Origin of the sequence: Streptomyces sp. NPDC014995 (genome assembly GCF_043080745.1) — a bacterium.
Taxonomy (GTDB): domain Bacteria; phylum Actinomycetota; class Actinomycetes; order Streptomycetales; family Streptomycetaceae; genus Streptomyces.
This window is the reverse complement of sequence record NZ_JBIBVX010000034.1, coordinates 1-23,869: the sequence shown is the minus strand read 5'-3', so window position 1 is coordinate 23,869 and position 23,869 is coordinate 1. Positions and strand designations below refer to the sequence as shown.

At 69.0% G+C, this 23,869-nt stretch carries 21 protein-coding genes and 3 pseudogenes; 13 read left to right on the top strand and 11 right to left on the bottom strand.

Translation table 11 applies throughout. From position 1 onward, the window contains the following. Positions 1–81 precede the first annotated feature (81 nt). The 3 genes from ACF1A1_RS38660 to ACF1A1_RS38650 form a co-directional block, all read right to left on the bottom strand. Positions 82–321: a hypothetical protein gene (locus ACF1A1_RS38660; protein ID WP_392006808.1), complete on the bottom strand. Its 240-nt coding sequence runs from the start codon at positions 319–321 to the stop codon at positions 82–84. Positions 322–441: 120 nt separating this feature from the next. Continuing rightward, entirely contained in the window at positions 442–666 is a 225-nt protein-coding gene (locus ACF1A1_RS38655) for a hypothetical protein (protein ID WP_392006806.1), read from the bottom strand. Positions 667–1,168: 502 nt separating this feature from the next. Next, positions 1,169–1,837, bottom strand: a complete 669-nt coding sequence (locus ACF1A1_RS38650) for a TetR/AcrR family transcriptional regulator (protein WP_392006804.1) — start codon at positions 1,835–1,837, stop codon at positions 1,169–1,171. A 57-nt stretch (positions 1,838–1,894) separates the two neighbouring features. Here ACF1A1_RS38650 and ACF1A1_RS38645 point away from each other — a divergent pair, with 57 nt between their 5' ends. From ACF1A1_RS38645 to ACF1A1_RS38635, 3 genes are all read left to right on the top strand, one after another. Further along, a complete protein-coding gene (locus tag ACF1A1_RS38645; RefSeq protein WP_392006802.1) occupies positions 1,895–3,343 on the top strand; it encodes an MFS transporter in 1,449 nt (482 codons plus the stop codon). Continuing rightward, the gene (locus ACF1A1_RS38640; RefSeq protein ID WP_392006800.1) at positions 3,340–3,735 is read left to right on the top strand and encodes a cupin; all 396 of its coding nucleotides are present in this window, start codon (positions 3,340–3,342) and stop codon (positions 3,733–3,735) included. Before ACF1A1_RS38645 ends, ACF1A1_RS38640 begins: the two co-directional genes overlap by 4 nt. Positions 3,736–3,948: 213 nt before the next feature. Further along, entirely contained in the window at positions 3,949–4,977 is a 1,029-nt protein-coding gene (locus tag ACF1A1_RS38635; RefSeq protein ID WP_392006798.1) for an ISAs1 family transposase, read from the top strand. A gap of 75 nt (positions 4,978–5,052) precedes the next feature. On the opposite strand, the gene ACF1A1_RS38630 is transcribed toward ACF1A1_RS38635, so the two are convergent. Next, positions 5,053–5,400, bottom strand: a complete 348-nt coding sequence (locus tag ACF1A1_RS38630; protein ID WP_392006796.1) for a hypothetical protein — start codon at positions 5,398–5,400, stop codon at positions 5,053–5,055. A 378-nt stretch (positions 5,401–5,778) separates the two neighbouring features. On the opposite strand from ACF1A1_RS38630, the gene ACF1A1_RS38625 reads away from it, so the two are divergent. The 3 genes from ACF1A1_RS38625 (at position 5,779) to ACF1A1_RS38615 (ending at position 8,642) form a co-directional block, all read left to right on the top strand. Further along, positions 5,779–7,854 carry an NACHT domain-containing protein gene (locus ACF1A1_RS38625; RefSeq protein ID WP_392006794.1) on the top strand — a complete coding sequence of 692 codons (2,076 nt, stop codon included), beginning with the start codon at positions 5,779–5,781 and terminating at the stop codon, positions 7,852–7,854. A 436-nt stretch (positions 7,855–8,290) separates the two neighbouring features. Then, entirely contained in the window at positions 8,291–8,416 is a 126-nt protein-coding gene (locus ACF1A1_RS38620) for a hypothetical protein (protein ID WP_392006792.1), read from the top strand. Positions 8,417–8,471: 55 nt separating this feature from the next. After that, positions 8,472–8,642, top strand: a complete 171-nt coding sequence (locus tag ACF1A1_RS38615) for a hypothetical protein (protein WP_392006790.1) — start codon at positions 8,472–8,474, stop codon at positions 8,640–8,642. 1,370 nt (positions 8,643–10,012) lie between these two features. On the opposite strand, the gene ACF1A1_RS38610 is transcribed toward ACF1A1_RS38615, so the two are convergent. The 3 genes and pseudogenes from ACF1A1_RS38610 to ACF1A1_RS38600 form a co-directional block, all read right to left on the bottom strand. Beyond that, positions 10,013–10,396 carry a toxin Doc gene (locus tag ACF1A1_RS38610; RefSeq protein WP_392006788.1) on the bottom strand — a complete coding sequence of 128 codons (384 nt, stop codon included), beginning with the start codon at positions 10,394–10,396 and terminating at the stop codon, positions 10,013–10,015. Beyond that, a complete protein-coding gene (locus tag ACF1A1_RS38605) occupies positions 10,396–10,635 on the bottom strand; it encodes a hypothetical protein (RefSeq protein ID WP_392006786.1) in 240 nt (79 codons plus the stop codon). Before ACF1A1_RS38605 ends, ACF1A1_RS38610 begins: the two co-directional genes overlap by 1 nt. Positions 10,636–11,103: 468 nt before the next feature. Next, positions 11,104–11,897: pseudogene (locus ACF1A1_RS38600) on the bottom strand (hypothetical protein). Between the two features lie 300 nt (positions 11,898–12,197). Between ACF1A1_RS38600 and ACF1A1_RS38595 the strand changes: the two are divergent. The 3 genes and pseudogenes from ACF1A1_RS38595 to ACF1A1_RS38585 form a co-directional block, all read left to right on the top strand. Beyond that, on the top strand, positions 12,198–12,485 hold the full coding sequence (locus ACF1A1_RS38595; RefSeq protein WP_392006784.1) for a hypothetical protein: 288 nt from the start codon (positions 12,198–12,200) through the stop codon (positions 12,483–12,485). A 1,922-nt stretch (positions 12,486–14,407) separates the two neighbouring features. After that, positions 14,408–15,564, top strand: a pseudogene (locus tag ACF1A1_RS38590) (IS110 family transposase). Positions 15,565–15,671: 107 nt separating this feature from the next. Next, positions 15,672–15,935: pseudogene (locus ACF1A1_RS38585) on the top strand (transposase); the annotation flags it as partial. 37 nt (positions 15,936–15,972) lie between these two features. On the opposite strand, the gene ACF1A1_RS38580 reads toward ACF1A1_RS38585, so the two are convergent. Continuing rightward, positions 15,973–16,602: a hypothetical protein gene (locus ACF1A1_RS38580; RefSeq protein ID WP_392006782.1), complete on the bottom strand. Its 630-nt coding sequence runs from the start codon at positions 16,600–16,602 to the stop codon at positions 15,973–15,975. A 99-nt stretch (positions 16,603–16,701) separates the two neighbouring features. Continuing rightward, entirely contained in the window at positions 16,702–17,616 is a 915-nt protein-coding gene (locus ACF1A1_RS38575; RefSeq protein ID WP_392006780.1) for an IS982 family transposase, read from the bottom strand. 70 nt (positions 17,617–17,686) lie between these two features. Here ACF1A1_RS38575 and ACF1A1_RS38570 point away from each other — a divergent pair, with 70 nt between their 5' ends. Then, positions 17,687–18,076: a hypothetical protein gene (locus ACF1A1_RS38570; protein WP_392006779.1), complete on the top strand. Its 390-nt coding sequence runs from the start codon at positions 17,687–17,689 to the stop codon at positions 18,074–18,076. Positions 18,077–18,334: 258 nt separating this feature from the next. Here the strand turns inward: ACF1A1_RS38570 and ACF1A1_RS38565 are convergent, their stop codons facing one another. Next, entirely contained in the window at positions 18,335–18,748 is a 414-nt protein-coding gene (locus tag ACF1A1_RS38565; RefSeq protein WP_392006777.1) for a hypothetical protein, read from the bottom strand. 778 nt (positions 18,749–19,526) lie between these two features. Beyond that, positions 19,527–21,209 (bottom strand): murein biosynthesis integral membrane protein MurJ, encoded by a 1,683-nt coding sequence (murJ, locus tag ACF1A1_RS38560; RefSeq protein WP_392006776.1) that lies wholly within the window; start codon positions 21,207–21,209, stop codon positions 19,527–19,529. 78 nt (positions 21,210–21,287) lie between these two features. Here murJ and ACF1A1_RS38555 point away from each other — a divergent pair, with 78 nt between their 5' ends. From ACF1A1_RS38555 to ACF1A1_RS38545, 3 genes are all read left to right on the top strand, one after another. Further along, complete coding sequence (locus ACF1A1_RS38555) at positions 21,288–21,449, top strand: hypothetical protein (protein ID WP_392006774.1); 162 nt, start codon at positions 21,288–21,290, stop codon at positions 21,447–21,449. A gap of 345 nt (positions 21,450–21,794) precedes the next feature. Continuing rightward, on the top strand, positions 21,795–22,010 hold the full coding sequence (locus ACF1A1_RS38550; protein WP_392006772.1) for a hypothetical protein: 216 nt from the start codon (positions 21,795–21,797) through the stop codon (positions 22,008–22,010). A 237-nt stretch (positions 22,011–22,247) separates the two neighbouring features. Continuing rightward, positions 22,248–23,642: a Mucin-2 gene (locus ACF1A1_RS38545; RefSeq protein WP_392006770.1), complete on the top strand. Its 1,395-nt coding sequence runs from the start codon at positions 22,248–22,250 to the stop codon at positions 23,640–23,642. Positions 23,643–23,869 lie beyond the last annotated feature (227 nt).

Here is a 23,869-nt window from a genome sequence, read left to right as displayed (position 1 = left end):
GGAACGCCGCGACGACATCCACGAGGCCTTCCTCGGCCTCGCCGCCTGCCTGATCACCCACCGACACGTCCAACGCCTTTGTTAGGACCTCTTAGCCCGTGCCAGTTCGGCTTCGGCTGTGTCGCGCTGCTGCTCGCTCCTGGCCAGGCGCTCGTAGACCTGCTTCACGTTCTGTTCTGCAGGGTTGGAGACGCGTAGGCGTTCGCTTTCCCGATTCAGTGTGGTGATGTCGTGCTGCAGCTTGTCCAACATGGCCAGCAGGATGAGCACCATCTGGTTGGCGTCGTTGCGCTCACGCTCCAGCTGCTGCTGGCGTTCCAAGGCCCGTAAGAGTCGGTCCGAGACCTCTAGCGATCGCTGTTGCACGATCACCATCTGAGCCTCGGGGACCGTTGACCTCGATGGGCCAGCGCCTGCTGTACGCGCACGCTGCCTGGCGACTCACACATCGTGGAGAAGCTGTTGCTGAGCGGCGTCACTGGACGAACAGATGTCCGCAACAGCTTCGATGAAGTCCTGCCGAAGCGCCACGCCTGCCAGCCGGTCGGACAGCGTGCTGCGACTAGGAATCCGACCGTCCTTGAAATGGTCGGGCGTCAGCTTGCTGCGAATGTCATCCATTCGCAGTCCGGAGTTGTCCAGCCACTGCCTCAGCACTTCGGCCACAGCGTTGTCCTCAGCGGACTGACGGACGCGTCCGTCTCCCCACTCCACCCCCTGGTTTCGCCAACTACTCCGACAATATCTGGGCTTGTCCGGCTCAAGGACCGAACAAGTAGACCGGCCCTGCTGCATCCAGCGAGCGTAGAAGCGTCATCCAGTCCGCTCCAGTCGGGCTCACCCCAGGGTGGTGTCGTTCAGGCGATTCGTTCAGGTTGATTCTGATTCGGCACGGTGAGGTGGCTTCGTAGTTGGTGGCCCCGAGGACATATCTCCAGGACGCCGCCCTGGCCCGACTGGGCTACGGGATCTTGCCGCACCTACTCGCCGTCCGCGCCATCGAGGCCCACATGGCCCGCACCCTGGCTGGCGGAAACCAGACCCGCGAGGAGTGGCGGCTGCCCATCCAGCTCAAGGCGACCATGCTCGACAGAGGAGACGGGCGCTGGCGTGTTGACAGAATGTCAGTGGCACAGGACTTGACGCACTCATCGGCGGCGCCGGTCCGTCAGCGGGTAGCGAGGAGGCCGTCCACCAGAGCCCGGAGCCCGTCCCGATAGGTGTCCTCAGCGGTCAGCGACGCCCAGCGGTCCGCGACCTGTGCCAAGCGGGGAAGCTCGCCCGGGTCGAGATCGGCGAAGACTCGCTCCCGGTAAGTCGCACGGTCGTCGCCTGCGCGGCGCCGGGCCGCTGCCGCACGGACCGTGATCTCTCCGGCGGTGTAGTACCAGATCACGCGGTAACCGCGCACGGCCTGCTCGGGGGTCAGTCCGCACTCGACCAGGCCATCGACGATCTGCTCGACAAACCATAGGGCGGACGTGGACATCAAGTCGTCGGCGGTCAGCACCTCCGTGATCCACGGGCAGGCGGCGAGCGCCTCGTGGACCGCGGTGGCGGCCACGATGATCTGCTCGCGGGGGTGATCGGGCAGTTCGGGCCGGCGCAGGGTCCGGGTGGCGTAGTCGTCCAGCAGGAGGACGAGCAGCTCCTCCTTGTCGCGGACGTGGTGGTAGAGCGCCATCGGAGTACTGCCGACCTCCGTGGCCAGCCGCCGCATGGTCAGCCGGTCCACGCCCCCCTCATCCATGATCCGACGGGCTGTCTCGATGATCTCCTCGCGAGAGATACGGGGAGGTCGGCCCAGGGTTTTGCGCGGTGCGGACGGTTGCGGCATGCCCCCATCATTCCCCAGGTGTCGACAACGGCATAGCTCGCCGCTAACTTTTCTTACATGTATAAAAACTCTAGAGGGAAGCCCGGAGTGGTGCTGGCGGCAGCCGCCGTCGCCCAGTTCGTGTTCGCCCTGGACATGTCCGTGGTCAACGTCGCCTTACCCGCGATCCGCACGGCGCTGGGATTCGCACCGCTCGACCTGTCCTGGGTCGTGCACGTCTACGCGCTCGCGTTCGGCGGGTTCCTGCTGCTGGGCGGCCGCGCCTGCGACCTGTACGGCCAGCGTCGGATGTTCGTCTTGGGGCTGACCGTCTTCGGGCTGTGCTCGCTGGCAGGCGGGCTGGCCCAGACTCCCTGGCACCTGGTCGCCGCCCGCACCGGACAGGGCCTGGGCGCCGCCGTGGCCGCGCCGGCTGCGCTGGCGATGCTCACCACCACCTTCGCCGAAGGCCCCCGGCGCGTCCGCGCGCTGGGGGTGTGGAGCGCGGTGAACGCCGCGGGCGGCGCCCTGGGCGTGCTGGCGGGTGGACTGCTGACCGAGTACGCGGGCTGGCGCTGGATCATGCTGATCAACCTGCCCATCGTCGCGGCGGCGCTCGCGCTCGTCCCCGCGGGAGTGCCCACCGGAGTGTCACCCGCCCGGCGCGAGAGGCTGGACGTGCTGGGCGCCGCCCTGGCGACCGGCGGAGTCGGGCTGCTGGTGCTCGGTGTCGTCCGCACCGACACCCTCGGCTGGGGCTCCCGTACCACGTGGGCGACCCTCGCCGCCGCAGCCGTGCTGCTGGCCGCCTTCGTCGTCGCCGAGTCAAGGGCCACCACGCCTCTGCTGCGCCTCGGCCTGCTGCGCAGCCGTTGGGTCGCCGGCGCGAACGTGCTCGTGTTCCTGGCCGCAGCCGGGCAGTTCACCTCGTTCTACTTCGTGTCCCTGTACATGCAGCAGGTCCTGGGCATGGGGGCCGCAGCGACCGGCACCGCATTCCTGCCCTTCTCCCTGGGCCTGGTCGCGGGAACCATCGTCGCCACCCGTGTCACCGCCTCCCGCACCCCCCGGGTGTCCTTGGTGCCGGGCGCCCTGCTGGCTGCCGGAGGACTGGCCTGGTTCGCGCTCATCAGCCCCGACGGCAGCTTCCTCACCGACGTACTCGGCCCGTCCCTCGTCACCAGTCTCGGCGCCGGACTGGTCCTGGCCCCGGTCGCCGCCGCCGCGACCACCGGCGTCGCTCCGCGTGAGGCCGGCATGGCCTCCGGACTCATGAACAGCTCCCGCCAACTCGGCGGCTCCATCGGCCTGGCCACCCTGGCCACCGTCGCCGCACATCGCACTAGCACGGCCACCGACCCGGCCGCGCTCAATGACGGCTACGCCCTGGGCCTGGCCGTCGCCGCCGCCGTCTTCGTGCTCGCGGCGGTCGTGGCGATCGCTGTGCTGCCACGTCGCCGGGCCGCCACGCGGTTACCGCAGTCCACCGCCCCCGCAGAGAACCAACTGGAAGGAACTCCGTCATGAAGACCACCGTCGTCGACCTGTTCGCCTCGGCGCTGCACTTCAGCCCCGACGGCGACGTCCGAGCCGTCGAGCGGCAGATGACCAGCAGCGGCTCCGGGGCCTGGCAGATCGCCACGTTCCATGTGGAGACCGATGCCGATGTGCACGCCGACCACTGGGAGATGCACCCGGAGGCCGAGGAAGCGGTGTGCTGCCTGGCCGGCGGTATCCGCCTCTACTTCCGTCCCGACGGGCCCGGCGGCACCGAGGACATGGTGCGGTTGCAAGCAGGCGCCGCCGTGGTCGTCCCCCGCGGGCGCTGGCACCGCCTGGAACTGGACGCCCCCAGCGACCTGATGTCGATCACCCTTCGCCACGGCACCCGCCTCGAAAAGCGCACCGACGCCCACTGACCGAACGTGGCCCGGCAGACCCGCTGCCGGGCCACCACAAGCCTCGCCAGCCAGCTACTTTGCCCCTGGGGCCGAGCTGGGAGCCCGGAGCCCAATGAGCTGTGTCCATCTTGAAGTTGCAGGTCACCGGGCGCCTGCTTGTTCATCATCGCCATCCCAGCTGGCCTGGGCCAACTCGCCGATGTTGCACCCACTACTGCGGACGAGACCGCCGTGCTGCTGGTCCGTCTGGCCGCGGTCCCCGATCCGCGCCGCGCCAGGGGCCGACGGCATCCCATCGCCTTGGTCCTGGCCCTGGCCGCCTGCGCTGTCCTGGCTGGGGCCCGATCGCTGGCCGCGATCGCCGAGTGGGCGGCCGATGCCCCCGCCGAGGTCCTGTCCCGGCTCGGCGCCCCATGCCGCGAGCCCGACCGTGGACCGACCGCCCCAGCCGAGGCCACCGTCCGCCGCGTCCTGCAGCGCATCGACGGCGACGCCCTGGACACGGCCGTCGGCTCCTGGCTCGCCGACCGCGACCGAGACAACCACCCCGACCGCGACGCCGATCAGCCCAGCCCCTCGCTCGCGGTGGACGGCAAGACCGTGCGGGGCGCCTACCGGCCCGACGGCACACAGGTTCACCTGCTCGCGGCGATGACCGGCACCGGCCAGGTCATCGCCCAGCGCGAAGTCGACGGCAAGACCAACGAGATCACTGTCTTCCAGCCTCTGCTTGCTCCACTCGGCCTGCGCAACACCATCGTCACCTTCGACGCTCTGCACTCGCAGACCGGCCACGCCCGCTTCCTGGTCGAGGACAAGGGCGCCCACTACATCGCGCTGATCAAGGCCAACCGCCCCACCCTGCACCACTACTTGAAGAAGCTGCCTTGGCGGGACGTGCCGGTGCAGGGCAGGACTCGGGCCACCGCTCACGGCCGCGACGAGATCCGACGGGTCAAGCCCTGCACCGTCACCGCGGGCCTCGACTTCCCGCATGCCGTTCAGGCCGTCCAGATCGTGCGCCGACGCCGGATCATCACCACTGGCAAGGTGACTCTCGAACGCGTCTACGGTGTCACCAGCCTCACGCCCGAGCAGGCCGGCCCGATGGAGATCGCGCAGCGCGTCCGAGAGCACTGGGGCATCGAGAACAAGGCGCGTGACACCGCATACGTCGAGGACGCCTCCCGCGTCCGCACCGGCACCGCGCCCCGAGTCATGGCCACCCTGCGCAACCTCGCCTCGGGGCGCTGCGACTGACCGGCCACGACAACATCGCCGCAGGTATCCGCCACCACGCCCGGGACGCCGCCCGCCCGCTCATCACACTGGGCATCACCTGATCAAACCGGACACATCTCCAGAACGACGTCGCCCTGGGCCGCGCCCGGTGTCGAGTCCCTCGTCGAGACGGCCGCCGAAACCGCCTGTGCGCGCGCCGACGCGGCCGGCCCCACAGCGTGGAACCTCGCGGCCGCCGAGGACGCGGGTGACGCCATCGACACCATCGCCGCGGCGCTGGCCGACATCGACCCTGAAGCCGCCCGGCTCCTGGCGGCGATCCCCGCCGCCACGAAGGCCCTGCTGCGCCACCTCGGTCAGGACCAGGACGACGCCGCCGAACCGGATCCGGCCGCCCCTGCGCCCCGGGCCGCGCGGCCACGGCGGCGCGGTCTCGGGCACGGCTGGCAGGGCGTGCGGCCCGTCAGCGGAACGCTGGCAGTGACCCCGGGTGAAGCTATCCGGTTAGCAAGCCTGTTGGCCCTGCGAGCGAGATATCTAAAGCGAAGGCTTATCAGCTACTCAAATTAATTCGCAATGAGTAACTGATTCGCTTATTAGTTTTCTTTTTCGCTAGCGGAAAAGAAAGCCTCGGAGTGATCGTTTCCGTCCTCGTGGTGGCCTGCTTGTGATTCCCTCCGCTCTTTGCCTCCAGCCGCTACTGTGAGGGTCGGCCGTCACACGTCGGCCCGACTCCGAGCCACTCCCTCGCCCACACCAGGAAGCGGCGAGAACGACAAACAGGCCAGGTGAGTCCGCGCCAGACGGCACGATGGATGCATGGTTGGACTGGGGGGACGCCGTCACCGGCGCATGTGGCAGTTCATCGGCGGTGTGTGCCTGGTGCTGATCGTGGCGAGCGCGACTTTTACCGTCCGGCAGCTCCTGCATGGCGGACTCAAGGCTGACGAGCCCGCGGGCCTGCTGGCCCTGCCCGTGGGCGTCATCGGCTTCGTGGCTGCCGTCCTGGCGCTGCGCAGACCCATCGAGGGCAACGACGCCGAGCTCGCCCGCGGCTGGGCACGCACCCTGGCCCGGCAGATCGAAACCAGCGAGGGAATGGTGCGGCGGCAACTGCTCGGTGCCGACACCAAGCGCATCAACCTCGCCTACATCCTGAGCCCTTCAACCGACCGTGCAGCCAGCGCCCCTGCCGCCGGACGCACCTTCGACGGGACCGACACCCTGCCGGGCGTCCTGGACTACTACAAGTCCACCCGGCCGCGACGTCTCGTGATCACCGGCGCGGCCGGGGCAGGCAAGACCGTCCTGGCCCTGGAACTCATGCTCACCCTCATCGAGAACCGCGCCGAGGACGACCCGGTGCCGGTGCGGATCCCGCTCGGCCAGTGGGACACCACCCAGCCCCTGACAACTCTGCTTGCGGAGCGTCTGACCGACGCCTACGACTGGCCCCCCAAGCTGGCCGCCGGCTTGGTTCACCAGGGCATGGTCCTCCCAGTCCTTGACGGCCTGGACGAGATGGACCCCCTGCGGGACGACGAAACCCCCGACCCCGACGCTCCCCGAGCCCGGGCCGTCCTCGAAGCCCTCAACGCCTACATGAACGGCGGCCTGGACGCCGGCCCGCTCGTCCTGATCTGCCGCACCGCCCACTACGACGCCCTCGCCCCCGGCCCACGCCTGACCGACGCCGCCCACGTCTCCATCGCCCCCGTGGACACCGAGCACGCCATCACCTACCTGCGCACCCGCGCCGGTAACTCCCCACGCTGGCAGCTCCTGCTGGACCACCTCCACGCCCAGCCCACCGGCCCGCTCGCCACCGTGCTGTCCACGCCCTGGCGGCTGTGCCTGACGGCCACCGTCTACTACAGCACCGGCGACCCGGCAGAACTCCTCCAGCACCCCACAGCAGTCGATCTCGACCAGCATCTCCTCGCTCGCTACATCCCCGCCTCCACCGCTCACGCCCCCAAGCCCCTGCAATACCGCCCCGAGGACATCCACCGCTGGCTGCACCACCTCACCCTTCATCTCAATGGCACCGCCACCGGCATTCCAAGCACAGACATCAGCCTCCACAGCCTGTGGCCCCTCGCGGGCCCTATCAGCGTCCGCATCACTGATGCCAATCTCGCAGCCCTAGCAGTCGTCGCCACCAACTCGACTCTCGGCATCTCGCACCTCATCCCGACCGTCGCCAACTTGGCCATCGCCTTCACCTTCGGAGCCGCCGCTTTCCTCCGTGCTTCGCCCACCCCAGGCCGGCTGACACGATTTCGTCCACGGGCCAGACTCTCGGCCCAGCTCATGGTTGGGCTCTCGGTGGGGCTCCTCGCCTGCACAGCCGCGTTCTTAGCCGCCTACATGGCCCACCTGAACGCCAACATCGTGTTCGTGGCTGGGTCCGAGACCGCGGCTGGGAGCGGGGGGCAGGCCGCGCTTACGGTGGGGATCGGGACCGGGCTCACGGCCGCGCTCACGGCTGCGCTCACGGTCCGGCTCACGGGGGAACCGACTGACGTTGCCAGCCCTCGGGTAATCATCCGCGACGACATCATCTGCGGGCTCGCGGTCGGGCTTGCGGCTGGGTGCACTGTCGCTGTCCCGGCCGCGCTTACTTTCACGTTCGCGCACACGTCCGTGTCCGTGCTCCAGCTCGGACTCCTGGCCGGGCTCTGGGCTGGGCTCATGGTCGGGGTCGCGTACAGGATGGCGGCGGCGCGACGATACGGGGCGTTCCTGCTGTGCTCGCGCGGCCAGCTGCCCTTCCGCCTCGCCGTCTTTCTCGACTGGGCCGTCACGGCCGGCCTGCTCCGCTACAGCGGACCCGCCTACCAGTTCCGCCACCGCGAACTCCAGCAATGGCTCACACAACACCCCCACCCCTGACCGCTAACTACTCACACCCGGTACCGGCCGGAGGGCGGGCGAGGGGGCGGTCAGGTGGTGGGAAAATACCGGCAATGGCTCCGCCACCCCGACGCCTTGGCGGGAACGTGCCACTTCCCGCCGCCCGCACGCCCCAGTACCACGGTGATCTGCCGCAGCGTGTCGATTCCGGCACGCACCAGCTCCTTTTCCCGCAGCACCGGAAGCTCTCGATCACGCCGCACGACGGCCCGCCCCTTTTATCGTCTGTCTGCTTTCGCCGCTCACTGTGGCACAGGTGCCCGACCGGCACGCCCGGTCGCCCAAGGACGCCACCCCTCTTCGCAAGGGCCGGCTGTGGCGCGGCGCGTGCAGTGTGCGCCAAGACCGCTTCCGCGAGTGCCCGCGAGGATTTTCCGGCCCGGCGCTGTCAGTGAGACTTCGTATGCTGCCGGGCATGGCCCGCATCCAGCCCGTGGCCGCGACGGTGACCTCCTCCGCAGACGACGACCTGCTGCGCGCGAGTGCCCAGGAGGTCTTCACCGACCTGATGAACCAGTTCGGCCTCACCCCGCACCTGTAAGCACCCCGCACCGCCCGACCCGCGGCCGGCCACCCAGCAGAAAGCAGACCGCACCGTGTTCCAGGAAACCCCCATCTTCAGCCGTCTTGTCGCCGAGCGCGGCGACGTCCCCGCCCAGGTGCGCGGTGAAGCCGACCGCATACGCCGCGACCTGGCACGGGTGATGCGCTGGGCGCCCGCGGCCGACCTGCCCGTCCGCACGACGCAGGACAGCGCGAGACGGTAACCCTGCGGACGTGTTCCTCTGGGTGTGCCGGCGTAGCCGGTGCTACCGGTCAGGGCTGCGGCAGGGGCACGCGGTGGACGACTCTCGGCGATGCCGCCTTCTTGTGGAGGAGAGCGGCGGATGATGAGCAGGCGGGTCCCGCGCCGATCCCCGAGCCGACGCGGGGCCCGCACAGTGGCCGGGCTCGGGCCCCTCCCTTGGCCTGCGCCACGGCACGGTGATCTGCGACCCGGACACGGTGTGGCTCTGTTGATGAGAACGACGCCGCACTGTCGACCACACCAAGATCGGCCCTGGCTATTTTCAGGCAACTTCCCGAAGCCTGATCGGACAGCAGCCGTCACTTAGCGTGCGCGCTTCACCGAAAGCGAGCCAGAACCCGAATCATGGACAAAGCCAAGCCCCAGACCACCGGCTCTGCATCATTCAGGCGGCCGCCCCGCCACTCCTGCGGCCCGTGCTCCCGCTCGATTAACCCGCAGTGATGGCGGTGGTTCCAGGCACCATCGGTCTCCGCCTGCCCGGCACAGCATTCGGCCCGCCCGTACGAGATGGAAGCGGCCGTCATCACCGGGCACCGCACTGGTCCTGCTGGGTGGCCACGACGGGGGAGACGGCAGGCGACAGGGCTCTGGGAGACCTGCGATGCACAACCCCAACGGACCGCTGATCTCGTCCGCTGTCACCGGCATCAGCGGCATCGTCCTGGTCCTGATCGGCGCCCGTGGTGGCTGACCGCCCTGGCCTGCACCTGCTTCGTCCTCGTCTTGGTCGTCACCACCATCCAGTCGGTCTTCCCCCAGGAATCCGCACACCGGCTGGCCTGGTGGCGCGCCCGCTGGAACCACCAGCAGCGGCGCGGCACTCACCACCCGGCCCCTCGGACCACACGGCAGTCACCCGTTTTGGACCCCGATGGTGAATGACCGTCCTAAGCCAAGACCCTTACGTTCGGCACGTCCCAAGCCCTCTCGGGTCGTAGCGGCTCACCAGGAGGACGGCGCCATCTGGGTCCCGAGCTCGACGGACCACCGCGCCGAGCCGTCGGCGAGACCAGGGCCTAGGGGCGCTGTACGGGGGGCCGAAGGGCCGTCTGCGGGCAGGGACTAGAGGGGGGAGACGCCCGTGGTGGCGGCCATGGAGATCGCGGCCGCCACGGGCAGGACGCTGATGATCGTTGACGCCGAACGGCCCGGAACCGGCGTGGACCGCATCGTCAGTGCCGCGCCGTAGGGTGCCGGGCAAGGCCGTACGGTCCTCGCCGCCACTCCGACAGAGAGAGCAGCTCCCTCGTGTTTCAGGAGACGCCCAAGACTGGGAGCGGCTGAGGCGGCGCGGGCCGCCGCTCGTTCGCCGGCGGTGCCGGCCGTTCAGATGCGCCAGGAGCGGAGTGTGTCCGCGATGTCGTAGATCTTCAGCCGGGTCTCGCGGACCTTTCTGATCAGGTCAGACAGGGCCCCGTAGGGTGGGTCGATGCCTTCACCGGACTGGTCGAGGTACTGGGTGGTGACGAAGGCGGCGAAGAGGCTGTTGCGGTGGGGGAGCGGTTCGAGCCGCACGAGAGTGTGCAGGAGCGCAGCAGCACGCCACGCGGCGTCGGGGTTGGACTCGGCGAGCGTGGGCGTTCGGGTCTTGTGGCGGGCGACGGCCGCGACAAGGGCCGAGTAGTCGGTGACGGACACGTCGTCGTGGCCGAGGGCGATGTCCTGAACATCCAGGAGCCAGGGGACGTCTACGTACAGGGTCTCGCTCATCAGGCGGCAGTGGCTCCCCGTTCGCGCTCGGAGGGAGGAATCTCGTCCGGGAACGCCTCGTCGAACTCCTCGCGCAGTCTGTCCGCCCAGGACGCAGCGCCCGCCACGAACCGCTTACGGTGCATCTCGCGCACGCCCAGGTCGTGCAGGTACTGCTTGAGGCTCTTGCCCTCGGCGGCGGCAGCAGCGCGCACGCCTTCCATCTCTTCCTCGGTGAAGGACACATTCAGTGACGGCATACCCGCATGGTACCTACTTGGTGCCTGCCGAGGAAGCAGAGTAGACGGTGACGCCCCCGGCCGGGTCCAGGACTGGCCGGGGACGGACGCACTGCCCGCCCGCTGCCCTCCGGGCCACCAGTGCCGCCCCCGGGCACCCCTGCACGAGCGCCGCGCCGGCCGGGAACACGCAGCGTGGGCGCGCCTCGCCGAAGTCGAGGCACGTGCCGCCGAGGCAGCGGGCATGAAGGCTCAGCACAAGCAGGAGCTGGCCGAGCACACGCGTCGACCGGGCCATTGCGGCGTGCAGTTCGCGGACGCCGCTGGTGCGCGGGTTCCGCTCGTCGAACTCGGTGAGGGCTGGACCGGCAGGCGTTTCCAGGTAGTCGGCGAGTCAGTCGCTCTTCGCCCTCACCACGGGGCGGGGGAGCGAGCCTGTCCCACCAGCCGCGAGGCGGTCGTCGACCGGGGGCGTCCGCGCGCGGTCGCTCAGAGCGTGAGCACCGGTCGCGTGGAGAAGTTTTCGTACAGGTCCTCTCCGTCCGGTCCGTACGCGAACTCGGCCATGTCGGGGTTGCGGTTGGCGGTCGCCAGGGGGAGCCAGGCCAGCAGGTGGCCGTAGCCGCCGCACACCGACTCGCCCCCGTCGCCGCCGTGGACCGCGGTCACATCGCTGGTCAGCTCGGCGCGGTAGGTGTCGTAGGCGATGTGCAGGCCGAAGGCGTTCAGCTCGTTGTGCGGGCCGGTGTCGTCCCCGTAGGGGATGCGGTCGAGGGGACAGTCGTCGCCCCACCGGAGGGTGTCCGACCCGGCGCCGCAGGCGTGTTCCCACTCGTCGGAGCTCGGCATCCGCAGACCACGGGCAAAGAGGGCAGCCGGCATGTCGGCCGGAGTTTCGTCAGGTTCTCGTCCTCCACGGCCATGAGGACGGTGTCCAGGTGAACGCTGCGGCGAGCGCTGAGGATCCGCGCGAGGTGGGTCCGCAGATCGGGCCCGTAACCGTAGCCCTGTTCCAGGCTCTCGGCGTAGTCGGCGGCCTGCTGCGTGGTCGGCTTCCAGGTGTCGACGTCGAAGCCCAGGGACACCCGGCCTCCGGGTATCAGGGCGAACTCCTGCTCGTCCCGCTCGACCCGGACACGGTGCAGCGGGGCACCGAGGTGTTCTGTGGCCTCGACGAGTGACACCCGGCCGCCCACGTGGTCAGCGGCATTCTGGGCGATCCGCCGGGCGGTGACCTTGTCGAAGGTCCGCCACAGGTCGAGAGTGAGATCAGCGAGTGACATGGCCGGCAGTGTGGCACGCGGCACTGACACCGGCGCGGAGAGACGGTCCAGTCGTGCCACCCGCCGCACGCATTGCTGGCGGCGCGGGTGTCCGCGACGAGCTCAGACGCGGTCGAGACCGCAGACATCCCCCGGCTCCCGTACCGCCCCTGACGGTCCCCCCGGCCCCCGGACGGCCCCCGGCCGCGTCTGGCCGGGCAGGACAGGACGGTAACGCCTCAGGCGTCCTACGTTCCCGCCCGCCTGGGCCCGGCAGGCCGTTCTCATCATGAAGACGCCGGCCCCGGTCGGAAGGGAATCATGATGAAGAGCATCGAGGACGGCCTCTACGCCCATGACCGAGTCGTCGGCGGACCGCTCGCCGAGGCAGCCCTGCGCCGCGCGCGCGAAGCCGGCCGGCGCCTGGACCGGCTTCAGCAGGATCCGGCTGCACTGACCGACGCCCAACTGCGCGACGAGGTGCGTCGCGCCCTGCGCCACTTCATGCAGCGCGAACCGCACATGGACCAGGTGGCGAGCCTCGCCCAGCAGATCCGCACCGGTACCCGCTGCGCCTGGCTGGTGCCTGAGCGGCTCGCTCTCGCCTGACGCGGCCCGCTTCGACGTCCTGGCCGCTGTGGAACGCGGCCAGGACTGCTCACCCCTCTGGTCGGCGCGAGGGCTTCACCCACGGCCTGGCGGATGCAGGACAGTGAGAAGCAGGCCCGGTTCTCCGTACGAGCTGCCGGACCCCAGCGCGGCAATGGCCTTCGCTGGTCAGCCCGCACCGTTGAGGTAGTGCGTGTCGGGACGCTGCCGGGGGGGATGTTCGGGCGGATCCGCCGCTTGAGGACGCTCCAGCGGTGCCGGGCACCTTGCCACGAGACGCGCCACGCACGTCCGAGGTCTGCGAAGCTGGCGCCCTTCTCGACGGCCCGTGAGGCGTAGATCAACCGCAGATCGTCCAGCGCTTTCTGGTGGTCTTCCACCGCTGCCAGCAGAGCCAGCATGGCTTCCTTGTCGCTCTCGACGCCCCACGAGGTGGACGACCGGCTCAGCGGCAGATCAAGGCCGGCCCGGACATCCCGGGAGCTGGCCGACTTCGCCGCGTGCCGCTGGACCAGCGTGTGCAAGAGGTGCAAGCAGTCCCGGTGATCCGCCATGCCACAAGAGTACTTGTCGCCCCGTCAGGCCTATTCAGGCTGTTGACCTGCGCAGACGTCAGATGGTCTTGCCTTTCCCCGGGCAGTGACCCAAGATTTACCGCAACACACCCCTGCCCGAAAACTTGGCGGGGAAGGACAGCTAGGGCGAAGGAGATACCTCCCTCGCCCTTTTTTCATGCCCGCATCCGGGCGCAGCCTGTCTGCCGCCCCGCTGTCGCATCACCCCTTCACCGGCCTCGCTCGCCACCGAGCGGGGCCTTCTTCATGCCCGCGCACGGCCGCGGACCACCCCTGAAAGGCACACCCATGCCCGACATCTCCCACGACCCCGTCTACCTCTGGCTCACCGGCGCCCGCCTCACCACCGGGACCGGGGCTCCCACCCCGGCGGACATGCCGACCCGGAGGCCAGCCGCCGCTACCGCCTCCGACGTCGCCCGCCGCGAGGGCCTCGACCTGGGTGACCTCTCCCCCTACCAGCGCCGCGACCGGCGCCCGCCGGGGCAGGGCACGCAGGCCCACCGTGCTGGAAGCCGTGACCCGCTTCGCGACGACGGGGCTGCGCATCCCGCGCGAGACGGCCGTCGCGCACGCACAGCGGTGGGCAGCCTCCAGCATCACCGAACCGGACGAGGCCCTGGAATGGATCAGACTGCTGGGCCTCGGTGGTCTCGACACAGCGCTGCGCCTGCGACGCAAGGGCGTCACACCCGCCATGGAGAAGACCCGCCGGGAAAGCGAGGAACAGGCGCGGCGCGCGGCCCGGGCCGCAGAAGACCGCCTCTGGGCCGAGATCGCCTCCCGGTACCGGCCGGCATCGCGGCCCAGCTGCGGCTCAACGGCTGCACCCCGGACATGCTCGACCACGTCCTCGACGGCAAGACCGCCGACCAGCTGCTCCGCGAAGGACGTCCCGTCCAGATCGTCATCAACGCCCTTCGCGAATCCCAAGGCTGACCATCGCCGTGCTGCCGCACCCCGCGCGGACACCCGCGCGGGGATCCACGTCTGCGCCCGTCGCTCTTCATGCCAACGCGGCGCTGTTCAGCCGGGCGACGGTCTCAAGACGGCGGTCGTCTAGATGATCTATTCCATGGGGTCAGTGGTCCCTACCTTGTTGATCGGGATGAGCGAGCCATTCGTAGGGTTGGCTCACCCAGGGGTGTCGGGTGTGGCTTTCAGTGGTCTGCCGCCCGTGGCTTCTTACGATTCGCCGCCCGACACCCCCCGACGACTCGGCTGCTGATTAGGAATTGCGATCCGATCGCTGAGTAGGGACTCGCCAGCGAGGTCGTCTGTGGTGCAGGTAGGCAAGCGACCCGTGGAGAGCGCGTGACAGCGATCTGGGCCGGCATCGATGCCGGCATGACCCATCACCACTGCGCGGTGATCGACGAGACCGGCAAGCGGCTGCCGTCGCGGCGAGTGGCCAACGACGAGACGGAGTTGCTGAAGCTCCTGGCCGACGTGCTTGCCCTGGGCGATGAGGTCACCTGGGGCATCGACCTGGCCGACGGCGGCGCCGCCCTGCTGATCGATCTGCTGCTCAACCACGGACAGCACACGCTCTACATCCCCGGCCGAGCCGTCAGCCGCGTTTCCGAGGGCTACCGGGGTGAAGGCAAGACCGACGCCAAGGACGCCGCGATCATCGCCGACCAGGCCCGCATTCGCCGGGACCTGCAACCCTTGCGGCCTGGTGACGAACTGGTCGCCGAGAGCAAGGTCCACACTGGCCATCGCCGCGACCTCGCCGACGACCGCACCCGCGTGATCAACCGGCTCCACAATCACCTCACCAACATCGTTCCCTCCCTGGACCGGGCTCTGGACCTCACGAATACTGGCCCGCTGATCCTGCTGACCGGCTACCAGACCCCAGCCGCCATCCGCAGGACCGGGGCTCGGAGACTGGAGACCTGGCTGCGCAAACGCAAGGTCCGCGGTGCTGCCCAACTCGCCGAGAAGGCCCTGGCGGCCGCCGAGAGCCAGCACACCAGCGTGACCGGGGAGAAGCCGACGGCCCAGCTTGTGCACACACTCGCCAAGGAGGTGATGCGCCTCAACGAGCAGATCACCGAGACCGTCAAGCTCATCGAAACCCGGTTTCTCGAGCACAAACACGCCGAGGTGATCGCGAGCATGCCCGGCATCGGGTCCCTGCTCGGCGCCGAGTTCCTCGCCGCCACCGGCGGCGACATGACGGCCTTCGACAGCCCGGACCGCCTCGCCGGGTTCGCCGGCGTTGCCCCGGCACCCCGCGACTCGGGCAAGATCAGCGGCAATCTGCACCGGCCCAGACGGTACAGCCGACGCCTCCAGCGCGTCTTCTACACCTCCGGCTGATCAGCATCCGCTGCTGCGAGGAATCCCGCCGCTTCTACGACCGCAAACGCGCCGAAGGCAAGCGGCACACCCAGGCCGTCCTCGCCCTCGCCCGCCGCCGGGTCAACGTCCTGTGGGCCCTGTTGCGCGACGGACGGTGCTACGAACCCATACCCCCTGTCACGAACGCCGCTTGACAAGGAGATTAAAGGCTGTCCCGTAACGGCTGGCCACGGCTGAGATGATCTTGCGGTGTCTGGTGTGATCACGGCGTCGGAGTCGTCTTGGATAGCCCCGTTTACCGGGCACCACGACCACCATCGCCGACGGCGGCTACCGGGGAGCAGGGCTGGTCATCCCACGTCGCCGCCACGCGAAGGACGAGGAACTACCCGCATGGAAGCAGGCACACAACAAGTCCCACAAGCAGGTCCGGGCCCGTGTCGAGCACGTCTTCGCCCGCATGAAGACGTGGAAGATCCTCCGCGACTGCCGATTGAAAGGCGACGGCGTCCACCGCGCGGTACTCGGCATCGCCCACCTGCACAACCTCGCACTCATCGGGTGACGGCGACGGTGTTCATCTCATGGACCAGTCTCCGCCGTTAGCCCGCGGGCGTGTGGCGGTGCCATGGCCTCCCCGTGCGGTCGATTGCGGCGGCCCGCAGCAGCTCCAGCAGATGGCAGCCCGGGTATGTGCCGAACACGGGGAAGTTCCACCGGTAGTAGCAGGACCAGTAGCTCACCACCCGGCGCTCGGTCCGCGCGAAGAACCCCGGATTCCGCGCGATGAAGTCCCCATATGCCAGCCGGTGGACAGACCGCTTGGAGGTCAGGTCGGAAAGGCCGTGTTGGATGGACTCCAGGATCTCCAAGACGTACTCGCCGGCCAACTGCACCACGAACGGCACCACCCACGGCTCGTCAGAACCGGCGATTTGCTCAAGGTGACGCTGGCGGACCAGCCCGTCGCTATGCCGTGAGTACAGGCAGTGCAGGATCGCCTGCTGCACTCCCGTCAGCGAGCGCACCACGTCGACGGGCGGCTCACTCTGATAGATCCGATACGGAATGGCGACGGCTTCGTTGCCCACATACACCGAGAACGGCGATACGGGTGCAATCAGGGCCTGCGGCATGACCGCCAAGACCGCGCGAACGTCATTGGCAAGCTGGTGTGGGAACGCCGCAACCAGGTCATCGTCGGTCATCGCTATGGGTCGAGGCTGCTGCATGGCGGAAGCATAAGCGGGTCCGCTTGCCCCCGCCCCAGCCTCCGCCGACAGCAGATTGTCCACCTCGTTTGCACGCAACCGAGCATTGCGGGACACCCTTTAGGAATCGTAGGCGATCAGTGAGCGTAGGACGGTTTGTCCGGTGGCGTCGTTGTGCCAGATCGCGGCGGTCAGCGCGAGGATGCGTTGCATGACGCGGGCTATGACACCGCCGGGTGCGCACCCTCGGCGCTGTTCGAGGTCAAGCTGTCCCTTGAAGGTCTCGTTGATCGATTCGATGACCTGCCGCAGCGGCTTGAACAGGGCTGCGCCAGGCCGTTCCCGTTCACCTTTACGGGCAGGCCGCAGCAACTGGACTCCATGTTCGGACAGTTCGCGTTCGAAACCACGGCCAAAGTAGTTCTTGTCGCCGATGAGAGTCTGTCGGGGGCGCTCTCGCAGAAGCTCGCATTCGGCTGCCAGGAGGTCAAGGAGGGTCTCGCGTTCGTCGGCCTTGGCCCCGGTCAGGGCGAAGGCGATGGGCAGGCCCTGAAGGGTGCAGACCAGGTGCAGGCGCAGGCCCCAGAAGAAGCGGCTGTGGCTGGCGCAGTAGCCGTATTCGGCCCAACCTGCCAGGTCGGAGTGTTTGACGGTCTTGTGGGAGCGGCCGCATTCCACCGGGGTGGAGTCCACGACCCATACGTCGTCGATCCACACCGAGGTGGTGGTGGCCAGGATCCGGTTGACGCTTCGCATCAGACCGGCGGCCTTGCGCAGCCGCTTGTTGTAGCCGGGATGCTGGGGCAGGTAGGGGAAGAGGTGGCGCAGGCGGGCACCGGCATGGCGGAGCCATTTGGCCTCGGAGGTGTAGCCGAGTATGCCCTGCATCGTGGTGAGGGTGACCAGTTCGGCATCGCTCAGGCGGGGCGTAATGCCGACCGGCGGGCGCCACGGCGCCAGGTCGGGATGCTCCTTCAGCATGTCGTTGGTCGTCGCATAGCGTGCTGTCGCGAGGGCGTCCACGTCGTTCGCCACAAAACGATCTTGGATACCCTCGTTCTCGTCTCCGCAGGCACCCCTTGGACCACACCACCAGGAGGAACCAGTGTCATACCCGCAACTGCTCACTACCGAGGAGAAGCTCGCCGACGCGAAGAAGCTGTTGAGCCTCCCGCGTATCGTCGTGATCTGCGGCTCCACCCGCTTCATGACCGAGATGAACGAGGCCGATCTGCGGGAGACCAAAGCCGGAAAGATTGTCGTCAAACCGGGCTGTGACATGAAGTCGCCGCACGAACTTTGGTCCGATCCTGTCGAGGCCGAGGCGCTGAAGGTTCGACTCGACGATCTGCACCGGGCGAAGATCCGGCTCGCTGATGAGGTGCTCGTAGTCGGCGACTACATCGGAGACAGCACCCGAGCCGAAATCGCCTACGCCCGGTCGCTGGGCAAGCCCGTGCGGTTCACGCACCCCGAAGTCGACCCTGACGCCTGACCGCCCGCTGCCACCTCGACAACCAGGGCCGGCAGCCCGCCGCCTGACCGTCTCGCGGTGGCTTCGGCCGCCGCCCACCCGACACCCTCCGCAGGCATCCCTTGGAATTGATCATCTAGAGTGCGGCCCCATTTTAGGTTGGAGTACCACACCGGCCCTCCCGTGGCCCGGTCGCGGCTCGCAGCAAGGGACCGTAGGCCTCCTCGCGCCGGTCGGCGATCCGCTCCCACCAGCGCGGGTTGAACCCGGACAGGACAATCACCGCCGCCATGTCCGGCCGGTACAAGCGGATACCACCCGCCTCTCGGCACTGCGCAACCCCGGCACACCGGCGACCCGGTCACGCGGGTCATCGCCCACCTCCCCACTGACCCTGGGGTACAGGAAGTCGATCCAGTGGCTGATGATGAACGGCTCGTCGACGAGTTGGAGGGTGAGCCGGTCCTCCTGCGGGCGGACACGGACGATCCCCAGCGGATGCTCGCTCAGACCGCCCAGCGCGCGCACCCGCTGAAAGACCGCAGCCTCCAGCCGCGCCTGCTCAACATGGCGCGCGGCCGGAATGGACAACGGCCGGCCGGACCGGGGCAGCACGGCGCACAGCGCCTGGTGGGATGCGCCGGTGTTGCGCCGCCGGTCGGTGGTGAGAAACAAGGCGGCCGGAGGATGCATGAGGCGTTCTTCCGCGCGGGACCGCCCCCCGGCGGTGCGCGCTGTGTGAAGAGGCAGACCTTCGTGCGGGTGGAGCGGTGACGCTTCTGGCCAGTCCTCGGCGACGGAAGGCTTGGGGGGCTTGGTCCGTTGCGCGGCCGGGCGTTCACAGGCCCGACCGCTATAGAAGCCGCCAGGCGCGGCCACCGTCAACCAGGCGCGAGGGTGGGCCCGTACTGCGTGACCCTGCCGATGCCCCACGGCAGCAACCGCACACCAGGCTGTTCCCCGGCGCAGCCCCGAGACGTTCGGCTGCCTGGTCGGGATCAGCGGGGCGGCGGCGACGAGCACGGCCAGGTCCCTCGCGCTCGGTCGGAACACCCCCGCGTTGGCGGGGGAAGACGGTGCCGCGCCCACCGTGGCGATCCCGTCCGGGGGTACACCCCCCGGGTCGGCGGTAAGGACACCTCACACCCCCCGGGCAACGCACACCACCCATCGCGTCGGCGTCCTCCCTGCCGACGCGGGGGTGTCCCGGACTCGGCCGGCCACTGGCCACGCGGGTGCGAGTCCTCCCCGCCCGGGGGTGTTCCGACGGCCAGCACCTACGCCCGCGACCTCCTGGAGTTCTCCCCGCCGACGCGGGGGTGTTCCGTCGTCGCCGACGACGCGGGGGTGTTCCGCTGAACTGCACCCTGTCGACTGGGCGAACTTCGTCAAGCGCAACTGGACTGACTACATCGCCAGCCGCGCGCACGACCGTCCATGAAGCGCGTCTTCTTGCGTCGCCTGCCTGGACTCAGCGCATCCCGGGCAGGCGACGCAACTCGCTGACCTTCATCAGCCGGGCGAGAAGGAGGAATACCAGAGCTGTCGCGAGCGCCCCGACAGCCAGTGCGACGGCCGTAGGCCACGTTCCACTTCCCAGACCCGCGCACGCACGCGCCGCAGCCCAGCCCACTCCTGCAGCCGGGCCCGCGGCGCAGAACAGTTTCACGTAGGTGCGGCGCAGACCGCCGTCGTCGATACGGCCCCCAAGCCGCTTGCGCAGCAGATACGCGGTGAGGGCGAGCCCGGCCACGTAGGAGAGGGTGTAGGCGCCGGCCATGCCGACTACCGCCCACCGGGCAGGCAGCAGCACATGACAGGCGGTGACCAGGGCAATATTCACCCCCGCGATCCAAGCCGCCATGAAGAACGGAGTGCGGGTGTCCTCGAAGGCGTAGAAGCCGCGCAACAGCAGGTACTGGGCGGAAAAGGGGATAAGCCCGAGCCCGAACGCCTGCAGCATGTAACCCAACGGGCGGACCGAGTCGGCGTCCGCCGCTCCATGGGCGAACAGCAGCGCCGCGATCTGCGGCCCTAGAGCGAGGAAGAGGAAGGCGGCGGGCACGATGACCACGCCGCTGATTCGCAGCACCCGGGACAGGTCCGCGCGCAGATCCGGGATACGTCCCTCGGTGACAGCCCGGCTCATACGCGGCAGCAACGCCGTCACCAGGGACACCGTCACGATCGACTGCGGCAGCATCCAGATGGTCTGCGCGTAGGTGTAGGAGGAGTAGCCAGCGCCGGCCTGCGGCAGCTCCTGGTCGGCGGCATTGGCGTAGTTCGTGACCACCGTCAGGGCGACCTGGTTCGCCAGGACGAACAGGAGCGTCCACTTCGCCGCGTGGACGCTCTTGCCCAAACCGGTGCCCCGCCAGTCGAAGCGCGGCCGGAACCGGAAACCCGCCGCCCGCGCGAACGGAACCAGCGCCAGGGCCTGCACGGCGATGCCCGCCGTCGTCCCGATCCCCAGCAACCACACCTGGTCGGAGGTGATGTCCTCCACCCGGTCGGGCACCGTCATCAGCCCCAGGTAGGCGGCGAACATGCCGACCAGCACGACGTTGTTCAGCACCGGGGTCCACATCATCGCGCCGAACTTCTCGCGGGCGTTTAACACCTGCCCGTAAATGCTGAACAGCCCATAGAAGAAGATCTGCGGCAGCAGAAACCGCGCGAACGTCACCGTCAGCTCGAACGCCTGATGACTGTCCGGGGTGTCCCGCATGTACAGGCCCACGATCTGCGGCGCCGCCCATACCGCCAGCGCCGTCCCCACGCCCAGCACGCACACCACGAGCGTGACCAGACGCTGCTCGTAGGCACGTCCGCCATCAGGCTGCGTCGTCCTGGCCCGCACCAGCTGCGGCACGAGCACAGCGTTGAGCGCACCACCGATCAACAGCGTGTACAGGCTCGTCGGCACGGTGTTCGCCGTGTTGTACGTACTGGCCAGCAAGCCCGTGCCCAGCGCCGCGGCCTGCAGCACCTGACGGATCAGCCCCGTCGCCCGCGACACCACCGTGCCAACTGCCATCAGCAAAGACGAACGAGCCAGTTCGCCCTTGTCCTTCTTCCTCCGGGCGGCATGCCGCCCCCTCGTCTGCTGCTCCTGCGGCATGGTCTGCGCCGCGGAGTTCGCCCCCTCCACCATGCCGTCAACCTATGCCCCAAGGTTCCTCGGCCCCAATTCCGCCGTCTCGCCGCAGAGTTCAGCGAACGTTCCCCAGCCGTGACCGTGGCCACAGGAATACGACAGCAGCGGAACAAGTGCTCTGCGCCGGTACCGCTGCGCACCCAGGGCGTCTGTGACCCCTGCGACAAGGGCTACGAGCCCAGTCCGGACACCTACATGACGTTCACGGCCCCGGTCGTCCACCGGCTGGCCGCATAGCGCGAACCCCGTCCCAGCCCCCCAGGCCGGGACGGGGCCCGCACACCTCGGGCGGCCGCAGCACCGGCAAAGGCCGGCCGCCCGCTCCCTCACCCCTTCGAGCTCAGGAGAGATCCAGCATGCAGCATCGTCCCGCCGTCTTCGCCGCCCTGCTCGACTGACCCGCGCCGGGAGCGCGATCGGCGACTACTGGGTTAACGCGGCAAAGACCGTGTCCACCATGTCGAATGTCTCGGTCCCGCGGCTCGGGACCCGGGTTGGCGTTCTCCCGTCGCAGGGCGCCGGTGTCGCGGTCGTCCGGCGGCGCGGTCTCGCCTCGTAATTCGCTCTTGTGGGTGGTCGCTGATGACCTCCATTGATCAGATCGCCACCGTGGCGACGTTCGGCTCGGTGTGGGCCGTGCTCGCTGTCGGCCACAACCTCGCGGACCACGTCATCGGGCAGACCGACCACCAGGCCGCGGGGAAGGCGGCGCCGTCGGCGGCCGAGATCGCCGACGGCGCCAGCCCGAGACGGGTTGGGGTGCGTGCCTGCGACACGTCGCTTCTGTGGGGCTGGTGACCTAGGCACCTTCCACTCGATCAGCATCTGTGCTGGTCAAAGTCTCAGGGACAGGTGGAACGGTGGCCGACAGATGTCGTGCAGGGCAAGGACCGATGTCACTCGGTATGGCCGGGTTTTCTCGTACCCGGACAGTGCAGACCAGCCGGGCAGCTGGTGCCGTTCGGCGGATCCTGACGGGCATACGGGAGATCATGGTCGCGGACTAATCGGGGAAGACACAGGGGTAGGGGAATCATGGTGGCGTTCCACGCATCCGCGCTGGACGGAGTCGCCCGCAATCCGGCGCTGCCGACACCGCTGCTACTGCGCCTGCTCGCCTTCGAGGGGGACGGCGACTGTCCACCCCGTGACGCCCTCCAGCGGGCCGGACTCCCTGAGTCGGCCGTCGTGGTGATCCTGGCCCACCCGAATCCGGGCGTCCGGATCGATTTCGCCATGAGTGCCAGGGCGGAGCCTGCACAGCGGGCCCGGCTCGCGGACGATCCTTCTCCCAAGGTGCGGGCCGCTCTCGCGTACGGACCCGAGGTGTACGACCCGCGCACAAAGGTCGCACCACTCCCGGACGCCGTGTGCGTCCGCCTGTTCGACGACCCCGCCCCTTCTGTCCGGACCGCCCTGCTGGACTCGCCCCATTTGGCACCGTCGTTCGTGGCCTCAATGGCTACTCATCACAGCTCGGCAGCGCGCCGGGAAGCCGTGCGTGCATGGGAGGTCCTGCCGCCGGGCGAGCGGTCGGCGCTGCTGGCCGACCCTGATCCCGAGGTGCGACGGGTCGCCGCGCTGTGGGAGTGCCGACGGGACGCACGCGTCACCGCCGAACTCCTCCGCGATCCGAAGTCCGCCGCCGAGGCACTGCGCCGAGGGTTCCTTCTCCGCGCCGACGCCGAGCGATGCGTCGCCGAGCGGACGCACCTGACCTCCCTCGCCGAGAACCCGTCGCTGCCCGCCGACCTCGTGGAGCGACTCGCCGTCGACCCCGACGAGGTCGTACGGCTCGCCATCTCCCTCAGGCCAGAGCTGGACGCGATACGGCGCATGGAGATCGACTTCACGGTCGGGGACCTCGACAGGGGCGACGGGGTGCAGTGGGTACGGGACGGGCTCGCCGACCCCGAGGTACTGCGCCGGGCCGCGGCCTCCGCTCACCCGCTGCTCCAGCGCGCCGCCGCCCGGAGCCCGCATCTGCCGCCCGACCTGCTGCGCCTGCTCGCACGCGTCGGGGACCCGGTGGTGGAGAACCTCCTGGGCATTCACCACCCCGACGCTCCTGAGGAGGTCCTGATGCGGGTGTTCGCGCGGCTGGGTGGGACGTTCTCCGCCTGGATGGCGGAGACGCACCCTCGTTTTCCCCGCGAGGGCCTCGCCGCCCGCTACGCGGACCACCCGGACGGGAACTACCGCCGGCTGGCCGTACGGGATCCGGCCGCCACACCGGAGCTGATCGAACGGCTCAGCCACGACCCCGTCGTCTGGACGCGTCAGGCGGCGGCCCGCGACCCGCGCCTCCCGCTCCACCGGCTCCGCGAGGCCCTCCTCGTCCCCGAACTGGCCTCCAGCGCGGGTGCCAACCCGGCGCTCCCCGAAGACGAGATGGCCGCCGTCCTGGACCTGGCCGGCGTTCCCGCCTGACTGCCGAGCGGAACCGACTTGCTCGCACCCCAAAGTGAAGGCTGCGATCCACCGACCAGCGGTTGGTATCTGGGTTCGCAGGTCAGCGGGGGCGGTGAGGGGTGCTGTTGAGTTGTGTCATCAACTCGCGGTTAGGCCGTTTCTGGTGGCTCTTGGACGGTGTCGCGGAGCCAGATGACGATCGCGGTGACGGTCAGGGTGCCGTTGAAGATGTAGTCGCGCTTGTC

Coding starts and splice junctions, on each gene's coding strand:
- ACF1A1_RS38650 (WP_392006804.1), bottom strand. CDS start 1,837: ATGCCGCAACCGTCCGCACCGCGCAAAACCCTGGGCCGACCTCCCCGT.
- ACF1A1_RS38645 (WP_392006802.1), top strand. CDS start 1,895: ATGTATAAAAACTCTAGAGGGAAGCCCGGAGTGGTGCTGGCGGCAGCC.
- ACF1A1_RS38640 (WP_392006800.1), top strand. CDS start 3,340: ATGAAGACCACCGTCGTCGACCTGTTCGCCTCGGCGCTGCACTTCAGC.
- ACF1A1_RS38625 (WP_392006794.1), top strand. CDS start 5,779: ATGGTTGGACTGGGGGGACGCCGTCACCGGCGCATGTGGCAGTTCATC.
- ACF1A1_RS38620 (WP_392006792.1), top strand. CDS start 8,291: ATGGCCCGCATCCAGCCCGTGGCCGCGACGGTGACCTCCTCCGCAGAC.
- ACF1A1_RS38610 (WP_392006788.1), bottom strand. CDS start 10,396: ATGAGCGAGACCCTGTACGTAGACGTCCCCTGGCTCCTGGATGTTCAG.
- ACF1A1_RS38605 (WP_392006786.1), bottom strand. CDS start 10,635: ATGCCGTCACTGAATGTGTCCTTCACCGAGGAAGAGATGGAAGGCGTG.
- ACF1A1_RS38595 (WP_392006784.1), top strand. CDS start 12,198: ATGATGAAGAGCATCGAGGACGGCCTCTACGCCCATGACCGAGTCGTC.
- ACF1A1_RS38580 (WP_392006782.1), bottom strand. CDS start 16,602: ATGCAGCAGCCTCGACCCATAGCGATGACCGACGATGACCTGGTTGCG.
- ACF1A1_RS38565 (WP_392006777.1), bottom strand. CDS start 18,748: ATGCATCCTCCGGCCGCCTTGTTTCTCACCACCGACCGGCGGCGCAAC.
- murJ (WP_392006776.1), bottom strand. CDS start 21,209: ATGGTGGAGGGGGCGAACTCCGCGGCGCAGACCATGCCGCAGGAGCAG.
- ACF1A1_RS38550 (WP_392006772.1), top strand. CDS start 21,795: ATGACCTCCATTGATCAGATCGCCACCGTGGCGACGTTCGGCTCGGTG.
- ACF1A1_RS38545 (WP_392006770.1), top strand. CDS start 22,248: ATGGTGGCGTTCCACGCATCCGCGCTGGACGGAGTCGCCCGCAATCCG.